The following is a 17007-nucleotide window of genomic DNA, read 5'->3' on the forward strand; positions in this document are numbered from 1 at the left end:
CCATGACCGTCGCCGCTCCCGCGGCACCGCTCGTCGACGCCGCCGCCGGGACGGAGGAGCTCCCTCCGCCCCGGCGGCGCGTCGGCTCCGGCGCCGCGGCGGTGCTCGGGCTCGTGCCCTTCGCCGCCTACCTGCTGATCTTCCTCGCACTGCCCACGGCCCTGACCGTCGCGAGCGGCTTCGTCGACGCCGACGGGAGCTTCACGCTCTCGAACGTCGCCGCCCTCGTCGACCCGGTCATCGTGCAGACCTTCGCGAACTCCGCGTGGTTGTCCGCGCTCACCGCCGCGGGCGGCGCGCTCCTCGGCGCCCTCGCCTGCTACGCCATGGCTGGGCTGCCCGAGACCGGCCGCACCCGCCGGCTCGTCGACGCCGCGAGCGGCGTGCTCGCGCAGTTCGGCGGCGTGATGCTCGCCTTCGCCTTCATCGCGACGATCGGCCTGCAGGGCCTCGTGACGCTCACCCTGAAGGACCGCTTCGGCATCGACCTGTTCGCCGAGGGCGCCTGGATCTACGGCCTGCCCGGGCTCATCCTCCCCTACCTGTTCTTCCAGGTGCCGCTCATGGTGATCACCTTCATGCCCGCGATGAGCGCGCTGCGCCCCCAGTGGGCGGAGGCGAACCTCACGCTCGGCGGAACCCGCGCGGGCTTCTGGCGGTACATCGGCATCCCCGTGCTCGCGCCCTCGTTCCTCGCGAGCCTGCTGCTCCTCTTCGCGAACGCGTTCTCCTCCTACGCGACCGCGGCCGCCCTCGCGAGCCAGGGCTCGCAGATCGTGCCGCTGCAGATCCGCACCGCGCTCACGAGCGAGACCCTGCTCGGCCGCGAGAATCTCGCGGGCGCGCTCGCCCTCGGCATGATCGTCGTGATGGCGGTGACGATGTCGCTCTACGCGCTCGTCCAGCGCCGCGCCGCGAGGTGGCAGCGATGAGCGCCCGCGGCTTCGCTCCGCATCCGGCCATGCGCTGGACGATCGGGCTCGTGCTCATCGTGCTCTTCGCGATCCCGATCGTGTCGATGGCCGAGTACACCCTGCGTGACGCCACCACGGGCGGTCACTCGCTCGTGCACTGGTTCGCGCTGTTCGACCCGGCGAAGGCGGGCACGTACCGGCCGATCTGGACGGGTCTCGGCAACTCGGCGGTGCTCGCCGTCGTCACCGTCGCGATCGTGCTGCTGCTGCTCGCCCCGACGATGGTGCTCGTCGAGCTCCGGTTCCCGAAGCTGAAGCGCCCCTTCGAGTTCCTCGCGCTGCTGCCGATCTCGATCCCCGCGATCGTGCTCGTCGTGGGGCTCGCCCCGATCTACCTCGCCATCGGCCGCACGATCGGCACCGGCATCTGGCCGCTCGCCTTCGCCTACGGCGTCACCGTGCTGCCGTTCGCCTACCGGGCCATCCAGGCGTCGATCGACGCGACCGAACTGCGCACCCTCGCCGAGGCGGCCCGCTCCCTCGGCGCGAGCTGGCCGGCGGTGCTCCTCCGGGTGCTCGCGCCGAACCTCCGCTCGGGGCTCCTCGCGGCATCCCTCATCTCCGTCGCGGTCGTGCTCGGCGAGTTCACGATCGCCTCCCTGCTGAACCGCCAGAACCTGCAGACGGCGCTCGTCGTCGTCGGCAAGCAGGACCCGTACGCCTCCGTCATCCTCTCGCTCCTCGCGCTCGTCTTCGCCTTCGTGCTGCTCGTCGTCATCGGGCGCATCGGCGGCGGGACGCCCCGCGCCCGGCGCACCGGCACCCGAGCCCCGAAGGACCAGCCATGACCGACACCGCCATCGCGACCGCCGACAACGCGATCCTCGCCGGGGCCCGCGACGGCACCGCCGTCGCCTTCGAGGGCGTCGTGAAGGACTACGGCCAGACCCGGGTGCTGCACGGCCTCGACCTCGCCATCGAGCCGGGCGAGTTCGTCTCCCTGCTCGGCCCCTCCGGCTGCGGGAAGACGACGGCGCTGCGCGTGCTCGCCGGTCTCGAGCGCGCGAACGGGGGCACCGTGCGGATCGGCGGAGCGGATGTCTCGGCCGTGCCGACCAACCGGCGCGACCTCGGCATGGTGTTCCAGGCGTACTCGCTCTTCCCGCACCTCGACGTCACCGCGAACACCGCCTTCGGGCTGAGGATGCGGAAGGTCGCGAAGCGCGAGGCCGCGCGGCGGGTGCGCGACGCCCTCGCCCTCGTCGGGCTCGAGGGGTTCGGCGACCGCTACCCGCACCAGCTGTCCGGCGGCCAGCAGCAGCGCGTCGCGCTCGCCCGCGCCCTCGTCACCGAGCCGCGGGTGCTGCTGCTCGACGAGCCGCTCTCGGCGCTCGACGCGAAGGTGCGCGTCGCCCTCCGCGACGAGATCCGGCGCATCCAGCTCCGGCTCGGCATCACCACCGTGTTCGTCACGCACGACCAGGAGGAGGCGCTCGCCGTCTCCGACCGGATCGCGGTGATGAACGCCGGCCGGATCGACCAGATCGGCACGCCGGAGGAGCTCTACCTGCGGCCGGCGACCGCGCACGTCGCCGAGTTCGTCGGCCTGTCGAGCGTGCTGCCGTGCACCGTCGACGGCGGCGTCGCGGAGGTGCTCGGCATCCGCCTCCCCATCGTCGGCGAAGCGGCGGATGGTCCGGCCGAGGCGTTCGTGCGGCCGGAGAACGTGCGCCTCGGCGGACCGATCGACGCGGTGGTGCTCGAGAGCACCTTCCTCGGCAGCGTGCGGCGCACCGTGCTGCGCACCGCAGGCGGGCAGCTGCTGCGCATGCAGCACGCGGTCGGCGAGCGGGTGGAGTTCGACGAGCGTGTGACGCTCGGCATCGAGCCCGCACCCGTCGCGGTGCGCCCCCGGGAGGGATGACCCGGGCTTCGCGGCTGCGCGCTCGCTCTCAGGCGGAGGCTCTAGGCTCGGAGCACCGCCTTCCGCCGATCCCGCAGAGGAGCCCGTCCGCCATGAGCGATGCCGCGAACCTTGACGTCTTCACCCGCCGCGAGTCCGAGGTGCGCGGCTACGTGCGCGCCTTCCCGACCGTGTTCGACCGTGCGAGCGGCTCGACCATCGTCGACGCCGACGGTCGCGAGTACCTCGACTTCTTCGCGGGCGCGGGCGTGCTGAACTACGGGCACAACAACCCGGCGTTCACGGAGGCGCTCATCGCCGAGCTCGAGCGCGGCGGCATCATGCACGGCCTCGACATGGCCACCTCCTCGAAGCGCGCCTTCATCGAGGCCTTCGAGCGCCTCGTGCTCGAGCCCCGAGGCTTCGACCACAAGCTCCAGTTCACCGGCCCGACCGGCGCGAACGCCGTCGAGGCCGCCCTCAAGGTCGCCCGGCAGGCGACCGGGCGGCAGACCGTCGTGGCGTTCACGAACGCCTTCCACGGGCTGAGCCTCGGCGCACTCGCCGCGACGGGCAACAGCCACTACCGCGGCGCCGCCGGCGTCGGCCTCGACGACGTCGTGCGCCTGCCCTACGACGGCTACCTCGGCGAGGGCGTCGACACCCTCGACCTGCTCGAGAAGATGCTCGACGACCCGGGCTCGGGCCTCGACCTGCCCGCCGCGGTCATCGTCGAGGCGGTGCAGGGCGAGGGCGGCATCAACGTCGCGAGCGTGCCGTGGCTGCAGCGGCTGCGCGCGATCACGGCGGAGCGGGGCATCCTGCTGATCCTCGACGAGATCCAGGCCGGCGTCGGCCGCACCGGCACCTTCTTCGCCTTCGAGGCCGCGAACATCGTGCCCGACCTCGTGACCGTCTCGAAGTCGATCTCGGGCTCCGGCCTGCCGATGTCGCTCGTGCTGCTGCGCCCCGAGGTCGACGTCTGGCAGCCGGGCGCGCACACCGGCACCTTCCGCGGCAACAACCTCGCGTTCGTCACCGCCCGCGTCGCGCTCGAGCGGTACTGGGCCGACGACGCCTTCACGAGCGAGGTGGCCCGCAAATCGGCGCTGCTGCGCGGCGAGCTCGAGGCGATCGCGGCCGAGCACCCCGAACTCGAGCTCCGCGTGCGCGGCCGCGGCCTCATGTACGGCCTCGTCTGCGAGCTCGACCGCGGGCTCGCCGGCCGCATCTCGAAGGCGGCGTTCGCGCGCGGTCTCGTGATCGAGACCTCTGGAGCCCACGACGAGGTGCTGAAGTTCCTGCCCGCGCTGACGATCACCGACGAGGAGCTGCGCCGCGGCCTCGAGATCGTACGCGAGAGCCTCGCCGAGGTGAAGGGGCGGTAACCCCGTCTCGCGCGGCGAGGATACCGCGCGCCCCGTTTCGGAGCTACCATGCAGGCATCGACCGGAACGAGGGCGGCGGCATCCCGCCGTCGAGCGAGCCGCCGTTCCAGGCCGTCAGCCCGAACCTCGACCGCTTCTCGCGCTCGTCGCTGGAGCCGGGCACGCTGAGCCGTCGCCGCATCGTGCGCACGGGCATCGCGCTCGGAGCGCTGCTGCTCGCCATGGTGGCGGGCGTCAGCTGGTGGATCGCGGTGGGGTGAGCCGAGCCAACCCGTCGACGACCCGAACGACGAGGGCGACGACCCAGATGCCGAGGGCCAGGGTAAACGGTTCGAGCGCGCGGTCGGGTTGGGTGACGAGGGTGAAGAGTCGGCCGGGGTCCTGATCCGGTCTCGGCATCAGCAGTGGCGGGATGATGACCCAGGCGACTGGCGGTACCCATCCGGCCTGCGGCCCGAGGAATCGGTACCCGAGGAGCGCTGTTCCGGTGAGCGCGAGGGTGTTCCGTACTACTGAGATGGGGCCGTGCCCGATCAGTGAGGCTGAGCCCTCGGGGGCCGGGATGAGGGTGCTCGCGCCGGCGAGGAGCCCGACTGCGAGGCCGGTGAGCAGCACGAGATGCGCCGCGCGTTCGAGGCGGAGGCGTCGAGCAGCGACCGCTTCCTGGGCTGGGAGGGCGCTCTCGAACGCCGCGGCGATCGCCACGGCGGGCAGGAGCGGGATCAGCAGCGCGACACGCACGAGTCCCTCGCCGGTCGGGTTGAGGGCGACCGCGAGCGGGCCGCACGCGACAGTCAGCAGCGCGGCGGCCGCGATCGTGGCGACGACGGCCGGCCAGCGGCGTGTGCGGATGAAGAGCACCATGCCCCTCATGGGAGATCGCTCAGCGTGAGCGTGCAGTCGAGGTAGGCCCGCTCGTGCTGCCGGAGCCAGGCGTTGCCCTCCTCGACGCTGAGCTGTTGCATGCGCTGCAGTTCCGCGTATCCGGGGGTGAGTTCGTCGTACTCGGCGAAGCCGTAGGCGTCGTACTCGGTGAGCCACAGATCGACGAGCATCCCCGCGAGGTACTGGTCGTACGCAGGTTCGTCTTCGCTCCAGCATGTCGGTCCGTCGCCGTACTTGTTGACGTACCGGAAGACTGAGAAGTCCATTCCCTCGTCGTTGACTTCTTCCAGGTAGACGCTGCGCGCCCCTGCTGCTGGGGCATCGCCGATGCCCTCAATGTTCTGCTCGAGCCTGGTTGCGACGAGTGAAGTGCCGGCGACCTTCTCATTCAGCAGAGCGAAGCGCTGCGCCAGCTGGGGGTAGGCCTCGGCATAGCCGCGGTTCAGGCAGATGTCCGGGGCTGTGCCCTCGCAGACGAAGTCTCGACTGTTGTAGCCCGTGACGTACTGCCCATTGGTGCTGATGACGACGGCGCCTCCCGCGAATGCAGCCGCGGCCGCGGCGGTGCAGGCAACCATGGTGCCAGTCCTTCGGCCCCCTCGGACAGGGTTGGCGAGGATGAGCAGGAGCAGCGAAAGTGCCCCGAACAGTGCGATCTGTCCCCACATCGTCGCCGGGATGTAGCGGACGAACTCGGTGTCGAGGTTCGTGATGACCGGGAAGAGGCTGCGAACGCCGAACGGCAGATTCCACGATTGGATCCCGACGTAGAGGCCGAAGAACGAGAGCACTGCGAGCGGGGCGGTGTACCACCGCGAGCCGAGCACGATCCCGACCGCGTAGCCGAATGACGCCGCCAGAATCAGGCACGCCCAGAGTGCAAGGAGCCAGGGCACGAACGGTGCGCCGTAGGTCCCGGTGGCAACGCCGTAGCCCGCCAACACGAGGAGCGCGGCCGGGAAGGCAAGGACGATCGGACCGCTGCTCTCGGCCGCATGCCGGAGCCGGATCTGCCAGATCGGCCGGGAAGCGACTACGAGACGTGCCGCTGCGGGGCCCTTCCACCGCGCCGCTTCCCATGCGCATACCCCGGCGGCGAGCGGACCCGTGATGACCGTCGACTCGGAGAGCCCGCTCACCAGATTGGCCCAGAGATTCAAGCCTGTTTCGCGGCCCATCATCGCGAAGGAGACCATCAGCGAGGCGAACACCGCACCGAAGAGGATCGGTGCCCACGAGCGGTGCCAGAACGACCGCCAGGCCCGGATCATGCCGCCCCTCGGCGATCGTGCTCGAGGACACGCAGGTAGCCCTGCTCGAGCTTCGAGGACATCTCGTCACCATCGCTGTCGCGCGCCTGCTCTGCGCTCTGCCGGCGAGCCGTCGAACAGCCGGCGACCGTGCGCGATGACGACCACCCGATCCGCGATCGCCGCGACATCGTCGGTGAGATGGGTGCTCAGCAGCGTCACCCGGTCGTTTCCTTCGCGGCGGAGCGCGGCTCGGAACGTGCTCCGCTGCTCCGGGTCGAGGCCGACGGTGGGTTCATCGAGGTACACGACCGCGGGCGTGTTCACCAGCGCCTCGGCCAGGCCGACCCGCTGCCGCATGCCCCCGGAGAAGCTCGAGACCCGCTCGTGAAGATGGTCCTCGAGGCCCACGGCCCCCAGTGCCCGCACCGCAGCAGCGCGGAGATCAGCTCGGGGAACCTGCTTCAGCCAGGCGACGTACTCGACGCTCTCGAGCGCCGTGAAGCCTCGGAAGAACTGCCAATGCTGGGGCATGAAGCCCGAGGACGCGAGATAGCGGGTGATCGTCTCCCGCGACCCGGTAACGACCGACCCGTCGACCGTCAGCTCACCCGCGGCGATGCGCCTCGGATTCGCGAACGCTTCGAGCAGCGTCGTCTTGCCGGCCCCGTTCGGCCCGAGGAGGGCAGTGATCCCGGGCTCCAGGCGGAGGTCGAGCCCGTCGAACACCCGGCGACGTCCGCGGCGCAGCGAGAGGCCGCGTGCCTCCAGCACGCGGCCTCCCCCCGCTGATTCGTCGATCAGCAATGCGTCAGGGTCTTCTTGGCGCTGCTGCGGATCACGTCGCCACCGTAGTTGGCGGAGCGATAGTAGCCGGCCTCGGTGTAGTACTTCGTCGAGCCGCCACCGTCGCAGGTGGTGTCGCTCAGCGAGAAGTTCGGGGCAGCCGTGTACGACTGCGACTTCGTCTTCACGCGCACGTCCGGCAGGTTGTCGTAGTCGTGCACCAAGCGGATGTTGAACGAGTTGATCATCGCGCTGCACTTCCCGCTTCCCGCGTACTTCACCGAAGAACCGCTCAGCGAGGGGGTCACCGGGCTGATGGTGCAGCCTGCCGGCATGGTGCCGGTGTCGTCCGCGTGCGCTGCTGTTGCGCCGACGACCGGGCTGCCGATTCCGAGGGCCACCGCGAGGAGAATGGAGCTGATTCCACGTTTCATGGCTGGACACTATCTCCAGCCAGAAGACGATAAGAAGACTGTGTTCGAGCGAATTCTGGAGCTAACCTGGACCCTCCCCGCCGGGCGCGGCTAGCTCTCGAGCCCGGTGTCGGCGAGGTGACGGGCGCCGTGGCTCAGCACCTTGACGACGACGCCGCGACGGCGGAGCTCGGCGAGCGTGCGGAGCTCTTCGTCGACGTCACGGCCGAGCGCGTGCACGGTGGCGACGACCAGCACGTCGCCGCTCTTCAGCGTGCCGAAGAAGCGGGCCAGCCGCTGCTCCCACGACTCGGACAGGTTCTCGGGGGCGGGGTGACGGAAGTCGGAGATGGCGACACCGAAGCGCGTCAGGTCGTCGCGCTGCTCGACGATCGAGGGCATGTCGTCGCGCGAGACGACGAGGCCGACGAGGCGCGAACCCGCCGGGCGGGCCATCCACCAGTGCCCGTCGCGCTGCAGCTCGACGAAGCAGTCGGGGCACTCGATGGCGGCGTGGATCGCCTCGGCCTCGGCCATGGATCCCGTGTTCGTCTCGCTCATCGCCCGCTCCTCGTCAGTTTCCGCGCTCCCCTCCAGGGTACGGCCTCCCGCCGACACCCGGAGGGCGTCGCGCGCGTTCGCTGAGACTCAGATCGAGTCGGTGAGGAACGCCGCAGCGCCTTCGCGGAAGACCCGCGAGCCCGGCGCGTTGAAGTGGTGCCGCCCCGGCACCTCGAGGAAGCTCGCGGCCGGGGTCGCCTCGGCGAGGCGCTTCGACTGCGGCAGGATGGCGTCCTCCGAACCGGTCGCGAACAGCACCGGCTGCCGGGGCGGCCGGGCGGGATCGGGATCGGCGTCGCCGCCCGCCATCCCCTCGGCGAGGGCGATGAGCGCGAGCAGGTCGTTGCCGGGTACCCGCTCGGCGAGCGAGACGTAGCTGCGGGTCACCCGGTCCTCGACGGGTGTGCCGTGCTCGGCGTAGGCGCGGGCCTGCTCGGTCTTCAGCCGGGCGAGCGGGCGTCCGTCCGGGATGCCGCCGAGCACCGCCCGGGAGACGTGCTCCGGGGCCTGCACGGCGAGCTGCCAGCCGACGCGGGCGCCGAGCGAGTAGCCCGCGTAGCGCACGCCGTCGAGCAGATACGTGTCGAGCACCGTCACGAGGTCGGTGACGAAGGCCGACATCCGGTACGCCGCCGGATCGTGCGGATGGCCGCTCGCGCCGTGCCCGCGCTGGTCGACGCCGAGCACGCGGAAGCCGGCGCCGAGGAGCTGGCGCACCCACCCCGTCTCGACCCAGTTGTCGCGGCAGCTCGACGCGAAGCCGTGCACGCAGAGCACGGTCGGCGCGTCCTCGTCGCCCCAGGAGTAGGTGGCGATGCGGGTGCCGTCGGGGGCGAGCACGAACTGCGGGGCGGGCAGCTCGGTGCGCTCGGGGATCTTCGCGTCCATCAGCCTTGGAAGTCCTCCGGGTCGACGTCGTCGAGGAAGCGCTTGAACTCCTCGAGCTTGGCCTCGTCGGCGGCGGACGGCGGCGCGTCGGGGCCGGCGGCCGATGCGGCATCCGCCTCGTTCTCGTCGTCGTCCGCGCCGGCGGTGAGCGCCGCGGGGATGGCGGCGTCTTCGAAGACCGATTCGTCGACGACGATCTCGGCGCCGGCGCGCACGGCGAGCGCGATGGCGTCGCTCGGGCGGGCGTCGACGAGCCGGGGGCCGTTGCCCGTGACGAGGGTGAGCTCGGCGTAGAAGGTGCCGGCGTCGAGCTTCGTGATCTCGGCGCGGGCGATGCGGGCGCCGAGCAGATCGATGAGCGTGGTCGTGAGATCGTGCGTGAGCGGGCGCGGCGTGCGCTCGTCGTTGATGGCCACGAGGATCGAGTTCGCCTCCTGCGCGCCGATCCAGATCGGCAGCACCCGCGGTTCGCCGGGGCCGTCGACGAGCGGTTTCAGCAGCACGAGATGCTGCCCCGCCTGGTCGAGCGCGACCCCGAGCACGCGCATCATGATCATGCCGCCACCTCCCCTCCCATGGTAGGCGGAGCGGTGCCGTGGGGCTGAAGCCCCTTGCGCTCGGCGGCCCTGCGCGCTCAGGGGGCGTCGGGCGCCAGCCGGATCCACGCGAGCGCGGTGTCGACCGCGTCGGCGGGATCGCCGGAGCCGCCGCGCTCGGCCCAGGAACGGAGCGCCGAGATCGTCGCCGCCTCGTACGCGGCGGCGAGTGCGGCGCAGACGGCCGGTCCGGCCCCGGGCAGGCGCTCGGCGAGGTGCGTGGCGAGCCGCGCCGTCCAGACCCGGTTCGCCGCGGCCGCGGTGGCGAGGAGCGCGGGCTCCGCGGCGATGAGGCGGAACCAGGCGGCGGCGCTGCGCCGCACGTGCTCGTCGTGCGAGACGGAGGCGACGATCGCCCGGCGGACGGCGACGGCCGCATCGGGCTCCTCGCGGAGCTCGGCGATCGCCTGCTCGAGCCGCTCGTTCGCCGCCTCGACGCCGGCCCAGGCGATGCGGTCGCGGGTGCCGAAGTGGCGCATCAGGGTGCGCGCGCTCACCCCGGTGGTCTCGGCCAGCTCCTTCCAGCCCGTCTCGGCGTAGCCGCGCTCGGACCAGAGCAGGAACGCGGCCTCGGTGACGGCCCCGGCATCGACGACGCTGGGGCGGCCGCGGCCTCGAGTCATCCGATCCTCCCCGTCCGTCCGATTATTGGCGTAATGTGTCAAATATACGGCATCACCCCAGCCGTCCCGTGAAATCGGAAGGACACCCCATGACTCGCACCTACGTCGTGACGGGCTCGGCCTCCGGCATCGGCGCCGCCACGAAGGGCGCGCTCGAGGCCGCCGGCCACCGCGTCATCGGCATCGACCTGCGCGGCGCCGACGTCGAAGCCGACCTCTCCACCCCCGAGGGCCGCACCGAGGCCGCCGCCCGCGCGATCGAGCTCGCCGGCGGCGTCGTCGACGGCGCCATCGCGTGCGCCGGCATCTCGGCGCCCGTCCCCGCCACCATCGCCGTGAACTACTTCGGCGTCGTCGAGGTGCTCACGCACCTCCTGCCCGGGCTCGCGAAGTCCGACGCGCCGCGCGCGGCCGTCGTCTCCTCGATGGCCTCGCTGCAGCCGAACTCCCCCGAACTCGTCGAGGCAGCCCTCTCGGGCGACGAGGCCCGGGCGCTCGCCGTCGCCGGCGAGCTCGCGGCGCAGGGCCCCGAGGTCGGCTACCTCGTGTACCCGTCGTCGAAGCGCGCGCTCTCGCGCTGGGTGCGCCGCGCCTCGATCAGCCCCGAGTGGGCCGGCGCCGGCATCCCGCTGAACGCGGTCGCCCCCGGCACCGTGCTCACGCCGATGACGGCCGGGCTCCTCGAGACGCCCGAGGGCCGGGCGATGGTGGATGCCGCGGTGCCGATGCCGCTCAACTCGCACCAGCCGCCCGAGTCGATCGCGAACCTGCTCGTCTGGCTCACGAGCGAGCAGAACACGCACATGGCCGGCCAGACGATCTACTGCGACGGCGGCGCCGACGCGACGCTCCGCGGCGACGACATCTGGTCCTGGAACGACCCCGCCTGAGCCACCCCACCCACCTGAGTTGCCCGACTTTCATGAAAGTCGGGCAACTCGGGTGGGGTGGAGCCGTTGGCTCAGCCGCCGATCGCGCGCACGAGGATGTCTCCGCGTCGCGCCGCCCGCACGCGGAAGGGCGCGGCATCCCATCGGATGCCGCGCCCCTCGCGCACGTGGCCTGCCGGCCGAGCCTCAGGCCTTGCTCAGGCCGTAGATCGGGCTCTTCGCCTGCTCCGCCTCGTGGTCCGGGCCGAGCGGGATGCCGCTGCGGTCGCGCAGCAGCAGGCTCGCCACGAGCCCGAGCAGCGTCATGCCCGCGAGGTACCAGGTCACCGACATCGTCGTGCCCGTCGCGTCGACGAGCGCCGTCGCGATCGACGGGGCGAAGGCGCCGCCGAGGATCGCACCGATCGCGTACGAGATCGAAACGCCCGAGAAGCGGATGGAGGCGGGGAACAGCTCCGAGTAGAGCGCCGCCTGCGGGCCGTAGGTGAAGCCGAGGCCGATCGTCAGCACCGCGAGGCCGAGGAAGAGCAGACCCACCTCGCCCGTGTTCACGAGCGGGAACAGCGCGAACACCCCGCCGAGTTGCAGCACCCAGCCGATGAGGTACGTGGTGCGGCGCCCGATGCGGTCGCTCAGCCAGCCTGCGAACCACGTGGAGAGCAGCCAGGTGACGGCGGAGCCCGCGACCGCCCAGAGCACCGGGCCGCGCTCGAGGGCGATCGGCCCGTCCGGGTTCGTCGCGTAGTTCTGGATGTAGCCGCCGGTCGTCATGTAGCCGACCGCGTTGTTGCCGGCGAAGACCAGGGCCGCGATGATCACGAGCAGCAGGTGCCGGCGGAACAGCTGGATGATCGGCATCCGCGTCTGCTCCTTGCGCTCGGCGATCTCGACGAAGACCGGGCTCTCCTCGACGCTGCGGCGCACGTAGTAGCCGATCAGGATCAGCACCACGCTGAGCAGGAACGGGATACGCCAGCCCCACTCGAGGAAGGCGTCGCCCGGGGCGATGACCGCCATCAGCGCCATCGTGCCCGAGGCGAGCAGGAGACCGAGCGGCACGCCGATCTGCGGCGAGGCACCGAAGAGCCCGCGCTTGGACTTGGGGGCGTGCTCCACGGCCATCAGCACGGCGCCGCCCCACTCGCCGCCCGCCGAGATGCCCTGCACGACGCGCAGCAGGATCAGCAGGATCGGCGCCGCGACGCCGATCGCAGCGTAGGTCGGCAGCAGGCCGATGAGCGCCGTGGCGACGCCCATCAGGATGAGCGTCAGCATCAGCACGAGGCGGCGGCCGTACTTGTCGCCGAGGTGACCGGCGAGGAACGCGCCGAACGGGCGGAACAGGAAGCTGATGCCGACCGTGAGGAAGGACAGCAGCGTGCCGACGCCGGGGCCGGCCGGGGCGAAGAACAGCTCGCCGAACACGAGGCCCGCTGCGGAGGCGTAGATGAAGAAGTCGTACCACTCGACGGTCGTGCCGACCACCGTGGCGAAGACGACGCGCCGGCGGTCGGCGGCCTGGGCGATCGTGCCGGTCGGGGTGAACCCCGGAGGGTGCTCTGCTGCGCTCATGGCTGACTCCTTCGTCTGATCAGGGGCTCGGTGAGCGAGCGCCGCACGATCACCGAGGGCGGTCGCGACGAGGGGGTCGTCGACGACCGGCATCCATGATGATATACGATTTCAGATTTCTTCTCGACCCATCCAAAACCAGGGTTGCCCAACTTTCATGAAAGTTGGGCAACCCTGGTTGTGGAACCGGATGCGCCGGCTCAGGCGTGGTGCAACGCGGCGAAGTCCTCCGGCGGGAACGTCGTCGAGGTGTCCCCCAGCAGCAGCGCGCGGTAGGTCGTGGTCGCCGCCTCCTCGAGGTTCAGCGCCCGGCGGAACGCCATGGCCACCGAGTCCCCGAGCGCCGAGCAGCCGTGATGCCCCATCACGATGCAGTCGTGCTCGCGCGCCTGTTCCGCGGCGCTGTCGGCGAGCTCGTCGGAGCCGTTCGGGTAGAACGGCGTGCGGCCGATCGAGCGCACGTAGTACGCATGGTCGAGGGTGATGAGCCGGATGTCGCGGCCGAGCGCGTCGAGCAGCACCGCGTGCTGCGGGTGCACGTGCACGACGGCGTGCACGTCGGGGCGCACGGCGTAGCTGCGCTGGTGCAGCTTCCACTCGCTGGACGGCTTCGCGCCGGCGAGCACCTCCCCGCCGAGCGTCATGACGGCGAAGTCCTCGCGCCTCAGTCGGTCGAGCCAGGTGCCGGCGCCGGTCACGACGAAGCGCTCCTCGTCGATGCGGGCCGAGAGGTTGCCTCCGGAGGCGAGGGCGAGTCCGCGGGCGACGATGTCGGAGCCCACGCCGACGAGTTCGTCGACGAGCTCCCGGGTGCGGGAGTCGAACACGGCGGCCTGCGCGGTGGCGGCGTCGGTCATGCGGGGATCCTCTCGGGGGTCGGGAACGTGCCGAGCCCGTCCTTCGGCGAGCGCAGCAGGAAGGTCAGGCCGAAGCCGACGAGATACAGCGCGGCGATGATCCAGACGGTGCCCTGGATGCCGATGGGCGTGACGAGGCCGGCGATCACGGGGCCGACGAACTGGCTGAGCCCGGCGCCGAGGTTCAGGATGGCGACGGCCGCCGCCTTGTGCTGCGGGGCGAGCAGCGGCACGATCGCCGACAGCGGCACGAACATGCCGAGCGCGAGGCCGTAGACGATCGCGATGGCGATGGTGATGCCGAAGTTCGGGCCGATCGCCGTCGGCACGTAGTAGAGCGCGAGCACCGTGACGAAGCAGCCGATGCCGCCGGCCCAGGCCACCACGTTGACGCGGCCGATCCAGTCGGCGAGGTAGCCCGAGATGAGGTTCGCGGCGACGTTCGCCGCGAGCATGGTGCCCCAGATGGCCTGCCACTCGGCGAGGCCGAAGCCGACGTCGCGCACCATGTACGTCGTGAGGAAGACCACGAAGGCGTAGAACGACAGCGTGTTGATGATGCGCACGACGCCGCCGACGCCAACCTTCGGGTTCGAGGCGACGATCGTGATGCTCGAGACGACGCCCTTGACGCTGTTCGCGAGCGTCACCTTCTGCGTCACCGGGTTCCGCAGCAGGAAGAGCACCATGAGCCCGCCGACGACGACGAAGGCGAGGGCCATCCAGAGGGTCGCGAGCTCGCCGATGAAGGGGATGACCGCTCCGGCGAAGTAGGAGCTCAGCACGCCGAGGCCGAGCGTCGAGAAGAACCAGTACCAGCCGACGGCACGGCCCATGACCTGCTCGTCGGTGCCGATGGTGATCCAGACGAGGAAGCCGTAGGCGAACATCGGGTAGCCGAGGCCGCGGATGCCGAAAGCGAGCAGCATGACGCCGTAGTTGCCGCCCATCACGCCGAACACGAGGAAGACGAGCTCGAAGACCACCCAGATGGCGAAGCCCAGCATCATCACCCGCTTCGGGCCCCAGGCCTCGGCGAGCGCGCCGCTCAGCCAGGCGGCGACCGCGACGACGATGCCGTAGACGGCCCAGAGCGTCGCGACCTGCCCGGCCTCGAAGCCGAGCTCGTCGAGATACGGCGACAGGAAGCCGGCCTCGATGCCGTCGCCGATCATGAAGATCGTCAGGGCGACGAAGCCCCAGGCGAGCGAGCGGGCGATGCCCTGCGTGCGGAGCAGTCGGCCGAACCGGGTCTCGGTGCCGGCCGTGGGGGTGGCGGTCATGGATGGACTCCTCATTGAGTGCGCAGTCGGGCTGCGGTACTTCGGGGGATCATGTACATTTGTTCATGAGAATGAACTTCTGCTCAGTCATCATCCGGCGAAGCCGTGCCGCTGTCAAGCCCGCCCGGGACTGAGCCCGGCGCGACCGTCGCGCCGGCATCCGGCATGGGAGGATGACGGCATGCTCTTGGGTCGCGTCGCACGCATGTACTACGAGCACGGATTGACGCACCAGGAGATCGCCGACACGCTCGGCGTCTCCCGCATCCGCGTCACGCGCCTCCTCGCAGAGGCCCGCGAGACCGGCGTCGTCGAGATCATCGTGCACGTCGAGGAGTCGCTCTTCGCCGACGACGAGCGCGACCTCGCCGCTGCCTTCGGACTGCGCCAGGTGTGGATCTCCCCCAGCGTCGCCGACGAGCAGAAAGCCGCCCGCGCCTTCGCGAGCGTGGGCGCCGAGGCGCTCGCCGCGAAGCTCGAACCCGACGCGGTCGTCGCCCTCGGCCTCTCGACGGCCGTCGCGCTCGTCGCCGAAGAGTTCCCCGAGCAGCCCCTCGCCGCGAGCTTCGTCCCGGTGGCCGGCAGCGTCAGCGGGCTCGTCAACGGCGCCAACCCGCACGAGCTCGCCCTCGCCTTCGCACGGCGCACGAACGGCCGGGCGTTCCACCTGCCCGCGCCGCTGCTGGCCGCCTCCCCCGAGGCCGCCGCGGCCTCCCTCGCCGACCCGGGCGTGCGCGAGGTCCTCGAGCTCGCCGCCCGCGCGGACACCCTCGTCGCCGGCATCGGCGGCACGGCGCGCGGCCAGGGCCTGCTGCTCTCCTCCCTGGGCGACGCCGAGCGCGAGCGGCTGCTCGCCGACGGCGCGGTGGGCGACCTCGCCGGACGCTTCTTCGACGCGGACGGCGACGCCGTGCACGGCGCACTCGACGCCCGGGTCGTCGGGCTCGGGCTCGACGAACTGCGGGCCATCCCGAACCGACTCGGCATCGCGCGCGGCGAGACGAAGCTCGCCGCGCTGCGCACGGCGCTCTCCAGCGGACTCGTGAACCTGCTCGTCACCGACTCCGACACGGCGAGGTCGCTGCTCGCCGACTGAGCGCCGCAGCGCCCGGCCGGCCGCGCAGCGCGCCGCCGTCAAGCGCCCCGCCCTCAGGCGGCCCGCTCGGCGAGGGCGCGCGCGTTCGCGACGCCAGGCACCTGCTCGCCGGCGAGCCAGCTCCGCAGCGCGGCCGCCGCGATCCGGGAGTGCTCGGCGATCACGTCGTCGGAGGCGCCCGCGATGTGCGGGGTCATCGTGACGTGCTCGAAGGAGAACAGCTCGGAGTCGCGCGGCAGCGGCTCCTCGTAGAAGACGTCGAAGCCGGCGCCGGCGATGCGCCGCTCGCGCAGCACCTCCATGAGCGCGGCCTCCTCGATGATCGCGGCACGACCGGCGTTGACGAGGAACGCGCTCGGCTTCATGAGCGCGAGCTCGCGGGCGCCGATCAGCCCCTCGGTCTCGGGCATGAGCGGCACGTGCACGGTCACGATGTCGGCGCTCGACATGACCTCGTCGAGCGGGGCGATGCGCGCCTCCTCGCCGAAGGCGTCGGCGGGCAGGAACGGGTCGTAGACGAGCACGTCCATGCCGAAGCCGCGGGCCCGGCGGACCATCCGGCGCCCCACCGCGCCGCCGCCGAGCACGCCGAGCGTGCGCCCGCCGAGCCCGATGCTGCGGAACCGCTCGTACGGCTCGAACACGTCGTCGGCGGTCCAGTTGCCCTCGCGGAGCCAGCGCTCGGAGGCGCTCACGTGGCGCACGGTCGCCATCAGCAGGGCGAAGCTCAGGTCGGCGGTCACCTCGGCGTTGCGGCCGGGGGTGGTGATGACGGGGATGCCGCGGGCGGTGCAGGCGTCGAGGTCGACGTTGACGGGCTTCGCGCGGCAGGAGACGACCGCCTTGAGCGCCGGCGCGAGCGCGAGCGTCGCCTCGTCGACGACGTCGAGTTCGGCGACGATCACCTCGGCGCTCGCGAGCTGCGCCTCGAGCCCGCGCTCGGCGAGCGAGGCGCCGTCCATCGTCGCCTCGACGAGCTCGACGTCGAAGGCGTCGGCGAGCGCGTCCGCGACGCCCTCGTCGAAGGCGGCGGTCACGAGGATCTTGGGTCGGTGGGTCACGGGGCTCCTCCTCGGAGTGGATCGGTGAGTCGGGGGGTCAG

At 71.5% G+C, this 17007-nt stretch carries 18 protein-coding genes; 6 read left to right on the top strand and 12 right to left on the bottom strand.

Features of this window, described 5'->3' with window-relative positions; all coding sequences use genetic code 11:
• Positions 1 to 2: 2 nt before the first annotated feature.
• From ACFWE1_RS13510 to ectB, 4 genes are all read left to right on the top strand, one after another.
• On the top strand, positions 3 to 932 hold the full coding sequence (locus tag ACFWE1_RS13510; RefSeq protein ID WP_376933943.1) for an ABC transporter permease: 930 nt from the start codon (positions 3 to 5) through the stop codon (positions 930 to 932).
• Positions 929 to 1762 carry an ABC transporter permease gene (locus tag ACFWE1_RS13515; protein WP_376933944.1) on the top strand — a complete coding sequence of 278 codons (834 nt, stop codon included), beginning with the start codon at positions 929 to 931 and terminating at the stop codon, positions 1760 to 1762. The genes ACFWE1_RS13510 and ACFWE1_RS13515 overlap by 4 nt, the downstream gene beginning before the upstream one ends.
• Complete coding sequence (locus ACFWE1_RS13520; protein ID WP_376933945.1) at positions 1759 to 2838, top strand: ABC transporter ATP-binding protein; 1080 nt, start codon at positions 1759 to 1761, stop codon at positions 2836 to 2838. Before ACFWE1_RS13515 ends, ACFWE1_RS13520 begins: the two co-directional genes overlap by 4 nt.
• Positions 2839 to 2930: 92 nt before the next feature.
• Positions 2931 to 4205 (top strand): diaminobutyrate--2-oxoglutarate transaminase, encoded by a 1275-nt coding sequence (ectB, locus tag ACFWE1_RS13525; protein ID WP_376933946.1) that lies wholly within the window; start codon positions 2931 to 2933, stop codon positions 4203 to 4205.
• A 234-nt stretch (positions 4206 to 4439) separates the two neighbouring features.
• Here the strand turns inward: ectB and ACFWE1_RS13530 are convergent, their stop codons facing one another.
• From ACFWE1_RS13530 to ACFWE1_RS13565, 8 genes are all read right to left on the bottom strand, one after another.
• Positions 4440 to 5069, bottom strand: coding sequence for a hypothetical protein (locus ACFWE1_RS13530; protein WP_376933947.1), 630 nt, complete (start codon positions 5067 to 5069; stop codon positions 4440 to 4442).
• Positions 5070 to 5074: 5 nt separating this feature from the next.
• Positions 5075 to 6361, bottom strand: coding sequence for a hypothetical protein (locus ACFWE1_RS13535; protein ID WP_376933948.1), 1287 nt, complete (start codon positions 6359 to 6361; stop codon positions 5075 to 5077).
• Positions 6362 to 6427: 66 nt separating this feature from the next.
• Positions 6428 to 7114 (bottom strand): ATP-binding cassette domain-containing protein, encoded by a 687-nt coding sequence (locus ACFWE1_RS13540; RefSeq protein ID WP_376933949.1) that lies wholly within the window; start codon positions 7112 to 7114, stop codon positions 6428 to 6430.
• Between the two features lie 26 nt (positions 7115 to 7140).
• Positions 7141 to 7560, bottom strand: coding sequence for a hypothetical protein (locus tag ACFWE1_RS13545; RefSeq protein ID WP_376933950.1), 420 nt, complete (start codon positions 7558 to 7560; stop codon positions 7141 to 7143).
• Between the two features lie 90 nt (positions 7561 to 7650).
• Complete coding sequence (locus tag ACFWE1_RS13550) at positions 7651 to 8100, bottom strand: recombinase family protein (protein ID WP_376933951.1); 450 nt, start codon at positions 8098 to 8100, stop codon at positions 7651 to 7653.
• Positions 8101 to 8187: 87 nt separating this feature from the next.
• Entirely contained in the window at positions 8188 to 8988 is an 801-nt protein-coding gene (locus ACFWE1_RS13555) for an alpha/beta fold hydrolase (protein ID WP_376933952.1), read from the bottom strand.
• Complete coding sequence (locus ACFWE1_RS13560) at positions 8988 to 9545, bottom strand: bifunctional nuclease family protein (RefSeq protein ID WP_376933953.1); 558 nt, start codon at positions 9543 to 9545, stop codon at positions 8988 to 8990. Before ACFWE1_RS13560 ends, ACFWE1_RS13555 begins: the two co-directional genes overlap by 1 nt.
• Positions 9546 to 9622: 77 nt before the next feature.
• Positions 9623 to 10207, bottom strand: coding sequence for a TetR/AcrR family transcriptional regulator (locus tag ACFWE1_RS13565; protein ID WP_376933954.1), 585 nt, complete (start codon positions 10205 to 10207; stop codon positions 9623 to 9625).
• A gap of 89 nt (positions 10208 to 10296) precedes the next feature.
• On the opposite strand from ACFWE1_RS13565, the gene ACFWE1_RS13570 reads away from it, so the two are divergent.
• Positions 10297 to 11097 carry an SDR family oxidoreductase gene (locus tag ACFWE1_RS13570; RefSeq protein WP_376933955.1) on the top strand — a complete coding sequence of 267 codons (801 nt, stop codon included), beginning with the start codon at positions 10297 to 10299 and terminating at the stop codon, positions 11095 to 11097.
• Positions 11098 to 11283: 186 nt separating this feature from the next.
• Here the strand turns inward: ACFWE1_RS13570 and ACFWE1_RS13575 are convergent, their stop codons facing one another.
• The 3 genes from ACFWE1_RS13575 to ACFWE1_RS13585 all read right to left on the bottom strand — a co-directional run bounded on the left by ACFWE1_RS13575 (position 11284) and on the right by ACFWE1_RS13585 (position 14809).
• Positions 11284 to 12669: an MFS transporter gene (locus ACFWE1_RS13575; protein WP_376933956.1), complete on the bottom strand. Its 1386-nt coding sequence runs from the start codon at positions 12667 to 12669 to the stop codon at positions 11284 to 11286.
• Positions 12670 to 12869: 200 nt separating this feature from the next.
• Complete coding sequence (locus tag ACFWE1_RS13580; RefSeq protein ID WP_376933957.1) at positions 12870 to 13526, bottom strand: class II aldolase/adducin family protein; 657 nt, start codon at positions 13524 to 13526, stop codon at positions 12870 to 12872.
• Positions 13523 to 14809 (bottom strand): MFS transporter, encoded by a 1287-nt coding sequence (locus ACFWE1_RS13585; protein WP_376933958.1) that lies wholly within the window; start codon positions 14807 to 14809, stop codon positions 13523 to 13525. The genes ACFWE1_RS13580 and ACFWE1_RS13585 overlap by 4 nt, the downstream gene beginning before the upstream one ends.
• 181 nt (positions 14810 to 14990) lie before the next feature.
• On the opposite strand from ACFWE1_RS13585, the gene ACFWE1_RS13590 reads away from it, so the two are divergent.
• Complete coding sequence (locus tag ACFWE1_RS13590) at positions 14991 to 15905, top strand: sugar-binding transcriptional regulator (RefSeq protein WP_376933959.1); 915 nt, start codon at positions 14991 to 14993, stop codon at positions 15903 to 15905.
• Between the two features lie 53 nt (positions 15906 to 15958).
• On the opposite strand, the gene ACFWE1_RS13595 is transcribed toward ACFWE1_RS13590, so the two are convergent.
• Positions 15959 to 16966 carry an NAD(P)-dependent oxidoreductase gene (locus ACFWE1_RS13595; RefSeq protein WP_376933960.1) on the bottom strand — a complete coding sequence of 336 codons (1008 nt, stop codon included), beginning with the start codon at positions 16964 to 16966 and terminating at the stop codon, positions 15959 to 15961.
• Positions 16967 to 17007 lie beyond the last annotated feature (41 nt).

Origin of the sequence: Agromyces sp. NPDC060279 (assembly GCF_042726785.1) — a bacterium.
Taxonomy (GTDB): Bacteria; Actinomycetota; Actinomycetes; order Actinomycetales; family Microbacteriaceae; genus Agromyces.

Excerpts from the sequence above, each read along its gene's own strand:
- ACFWE1_RS13535 (WP_376933948.1), bottom strand. The coding sequence starts at position 6,361 with ATGATCCGGGCCTGGCGGTCGTTCTGGCACCGCTCGTGGGCACCGATC.
- ACFWE1_RS13565 (WP_376933954.1), bottom strand. The coding sequence starts at position 10,207 with ATGACTCGAGGCCGCGGCCGCCCCAGCGTCGTCGATGCCGGGGCCGTC.
- ACFWE1_RS13545 (WP_376933950.1), bottom strand. The coding sequence starts at position 7,560 with ATGAAACGTGGAATCAGCTCCATTCTCCTCGCGGTGGCCCTCGGAATC.
- ACFWE1_RS13555 (WP_376933952.1), bottom strand. The coding sequence starts at position 8,988 with ATGGACGCGAAGATCCCCGAGCGCACCGAGCTGCCCGCCCCGCAGTTC.
- ACFWE1_RS13530 (WP_376933947.1), bottom strand. The coding sequence starts at position 5,069 with ATGGTGCTCTTCATCCGCACACGCCGCTGGCCGGCCGTCGTCGCCACG.
- ACFWE1_RS13575 (WP_376933956.1), bottom strand. The coding sequence starts at position 12,669 with ATGAGCGCAGCAGAGCACCCTCCGGGGTTCACCCCGACCGGCACGATC.
- ACFWE1_RS13550 (WP_376933951.1), bottom strand. The coding sequence starts at position 8,100 with ATGAGCGAGACGAACACGGGATCCATGGCCGAGGCCGAGGCGATCCAC.
- ACFWE1_RS13590 (WP_376933959.1), top strand. The coding sequence starts at position 14,991 with ATGCTCTTGGGTCGCGTCGCACGCATGTACTACGAGCACGGATTGACG.
- ACFWE1_RS13510 (WP_376933943.1), top strand. The coding sequence starts at position 3 with ATGACCGTCGCCGCTCCCGCGGCACCGCTCGTCGACGCCGCCGCCGGG.
- ectB (WP_376933946.1), top strand. The coding sequence starts at position 2,931 with ATGAGCGATGCCGCGAACCTTGACGTCTTCACCCGCCGCGAGTCCGAG.
- ACFWE1_RS13560 (WP_376933953.1), bottom strand. The coding sequence starts at position 9,545 with ATGATCATGATGCGCGTGCTCGGGGTCGCGCTCGACCAGGCGGGGCAG.
- ACFWE1_RS13515 (WP_376933944.1), top strand. The coding sequence starts at position 929 with ATGAGCGCCCGCGGCTTCGCTCCGCATCCGGCCATGCGCTGGACGATC.
- ACFWE1_RS13580 (WP_376933957.1), bottom strand. The coding sequence starts at position 13,526 with ATGACCGACGCCGCCACCGCGCAGGCCGCCGTGTTCGACTCCCGCACC.
- ACFWE1_RS13585 (WP_376933958.1), bottom strand. The coding sequence starts at position 14,809 with ATGACCGCCACCCCCACGGCCGGCACCGAGACCCGGTTCGGCCGACTG.
- ACFWE1_RS13520 (WP_376933945.1), top strand. The coding sequence starts at position 1,759 with ATGACCGACACCGCCATCGCGACCGCCGACAACGCGATCCTCGCCGGG.
- ACFWE1_RS13570 (WP_376933955.1), top strand. The coding sequence starts at position 10,297 with ATGACTCGCACCTACGTCGTGACGGGCTCGGCCTCCGGCATCGGCGCC.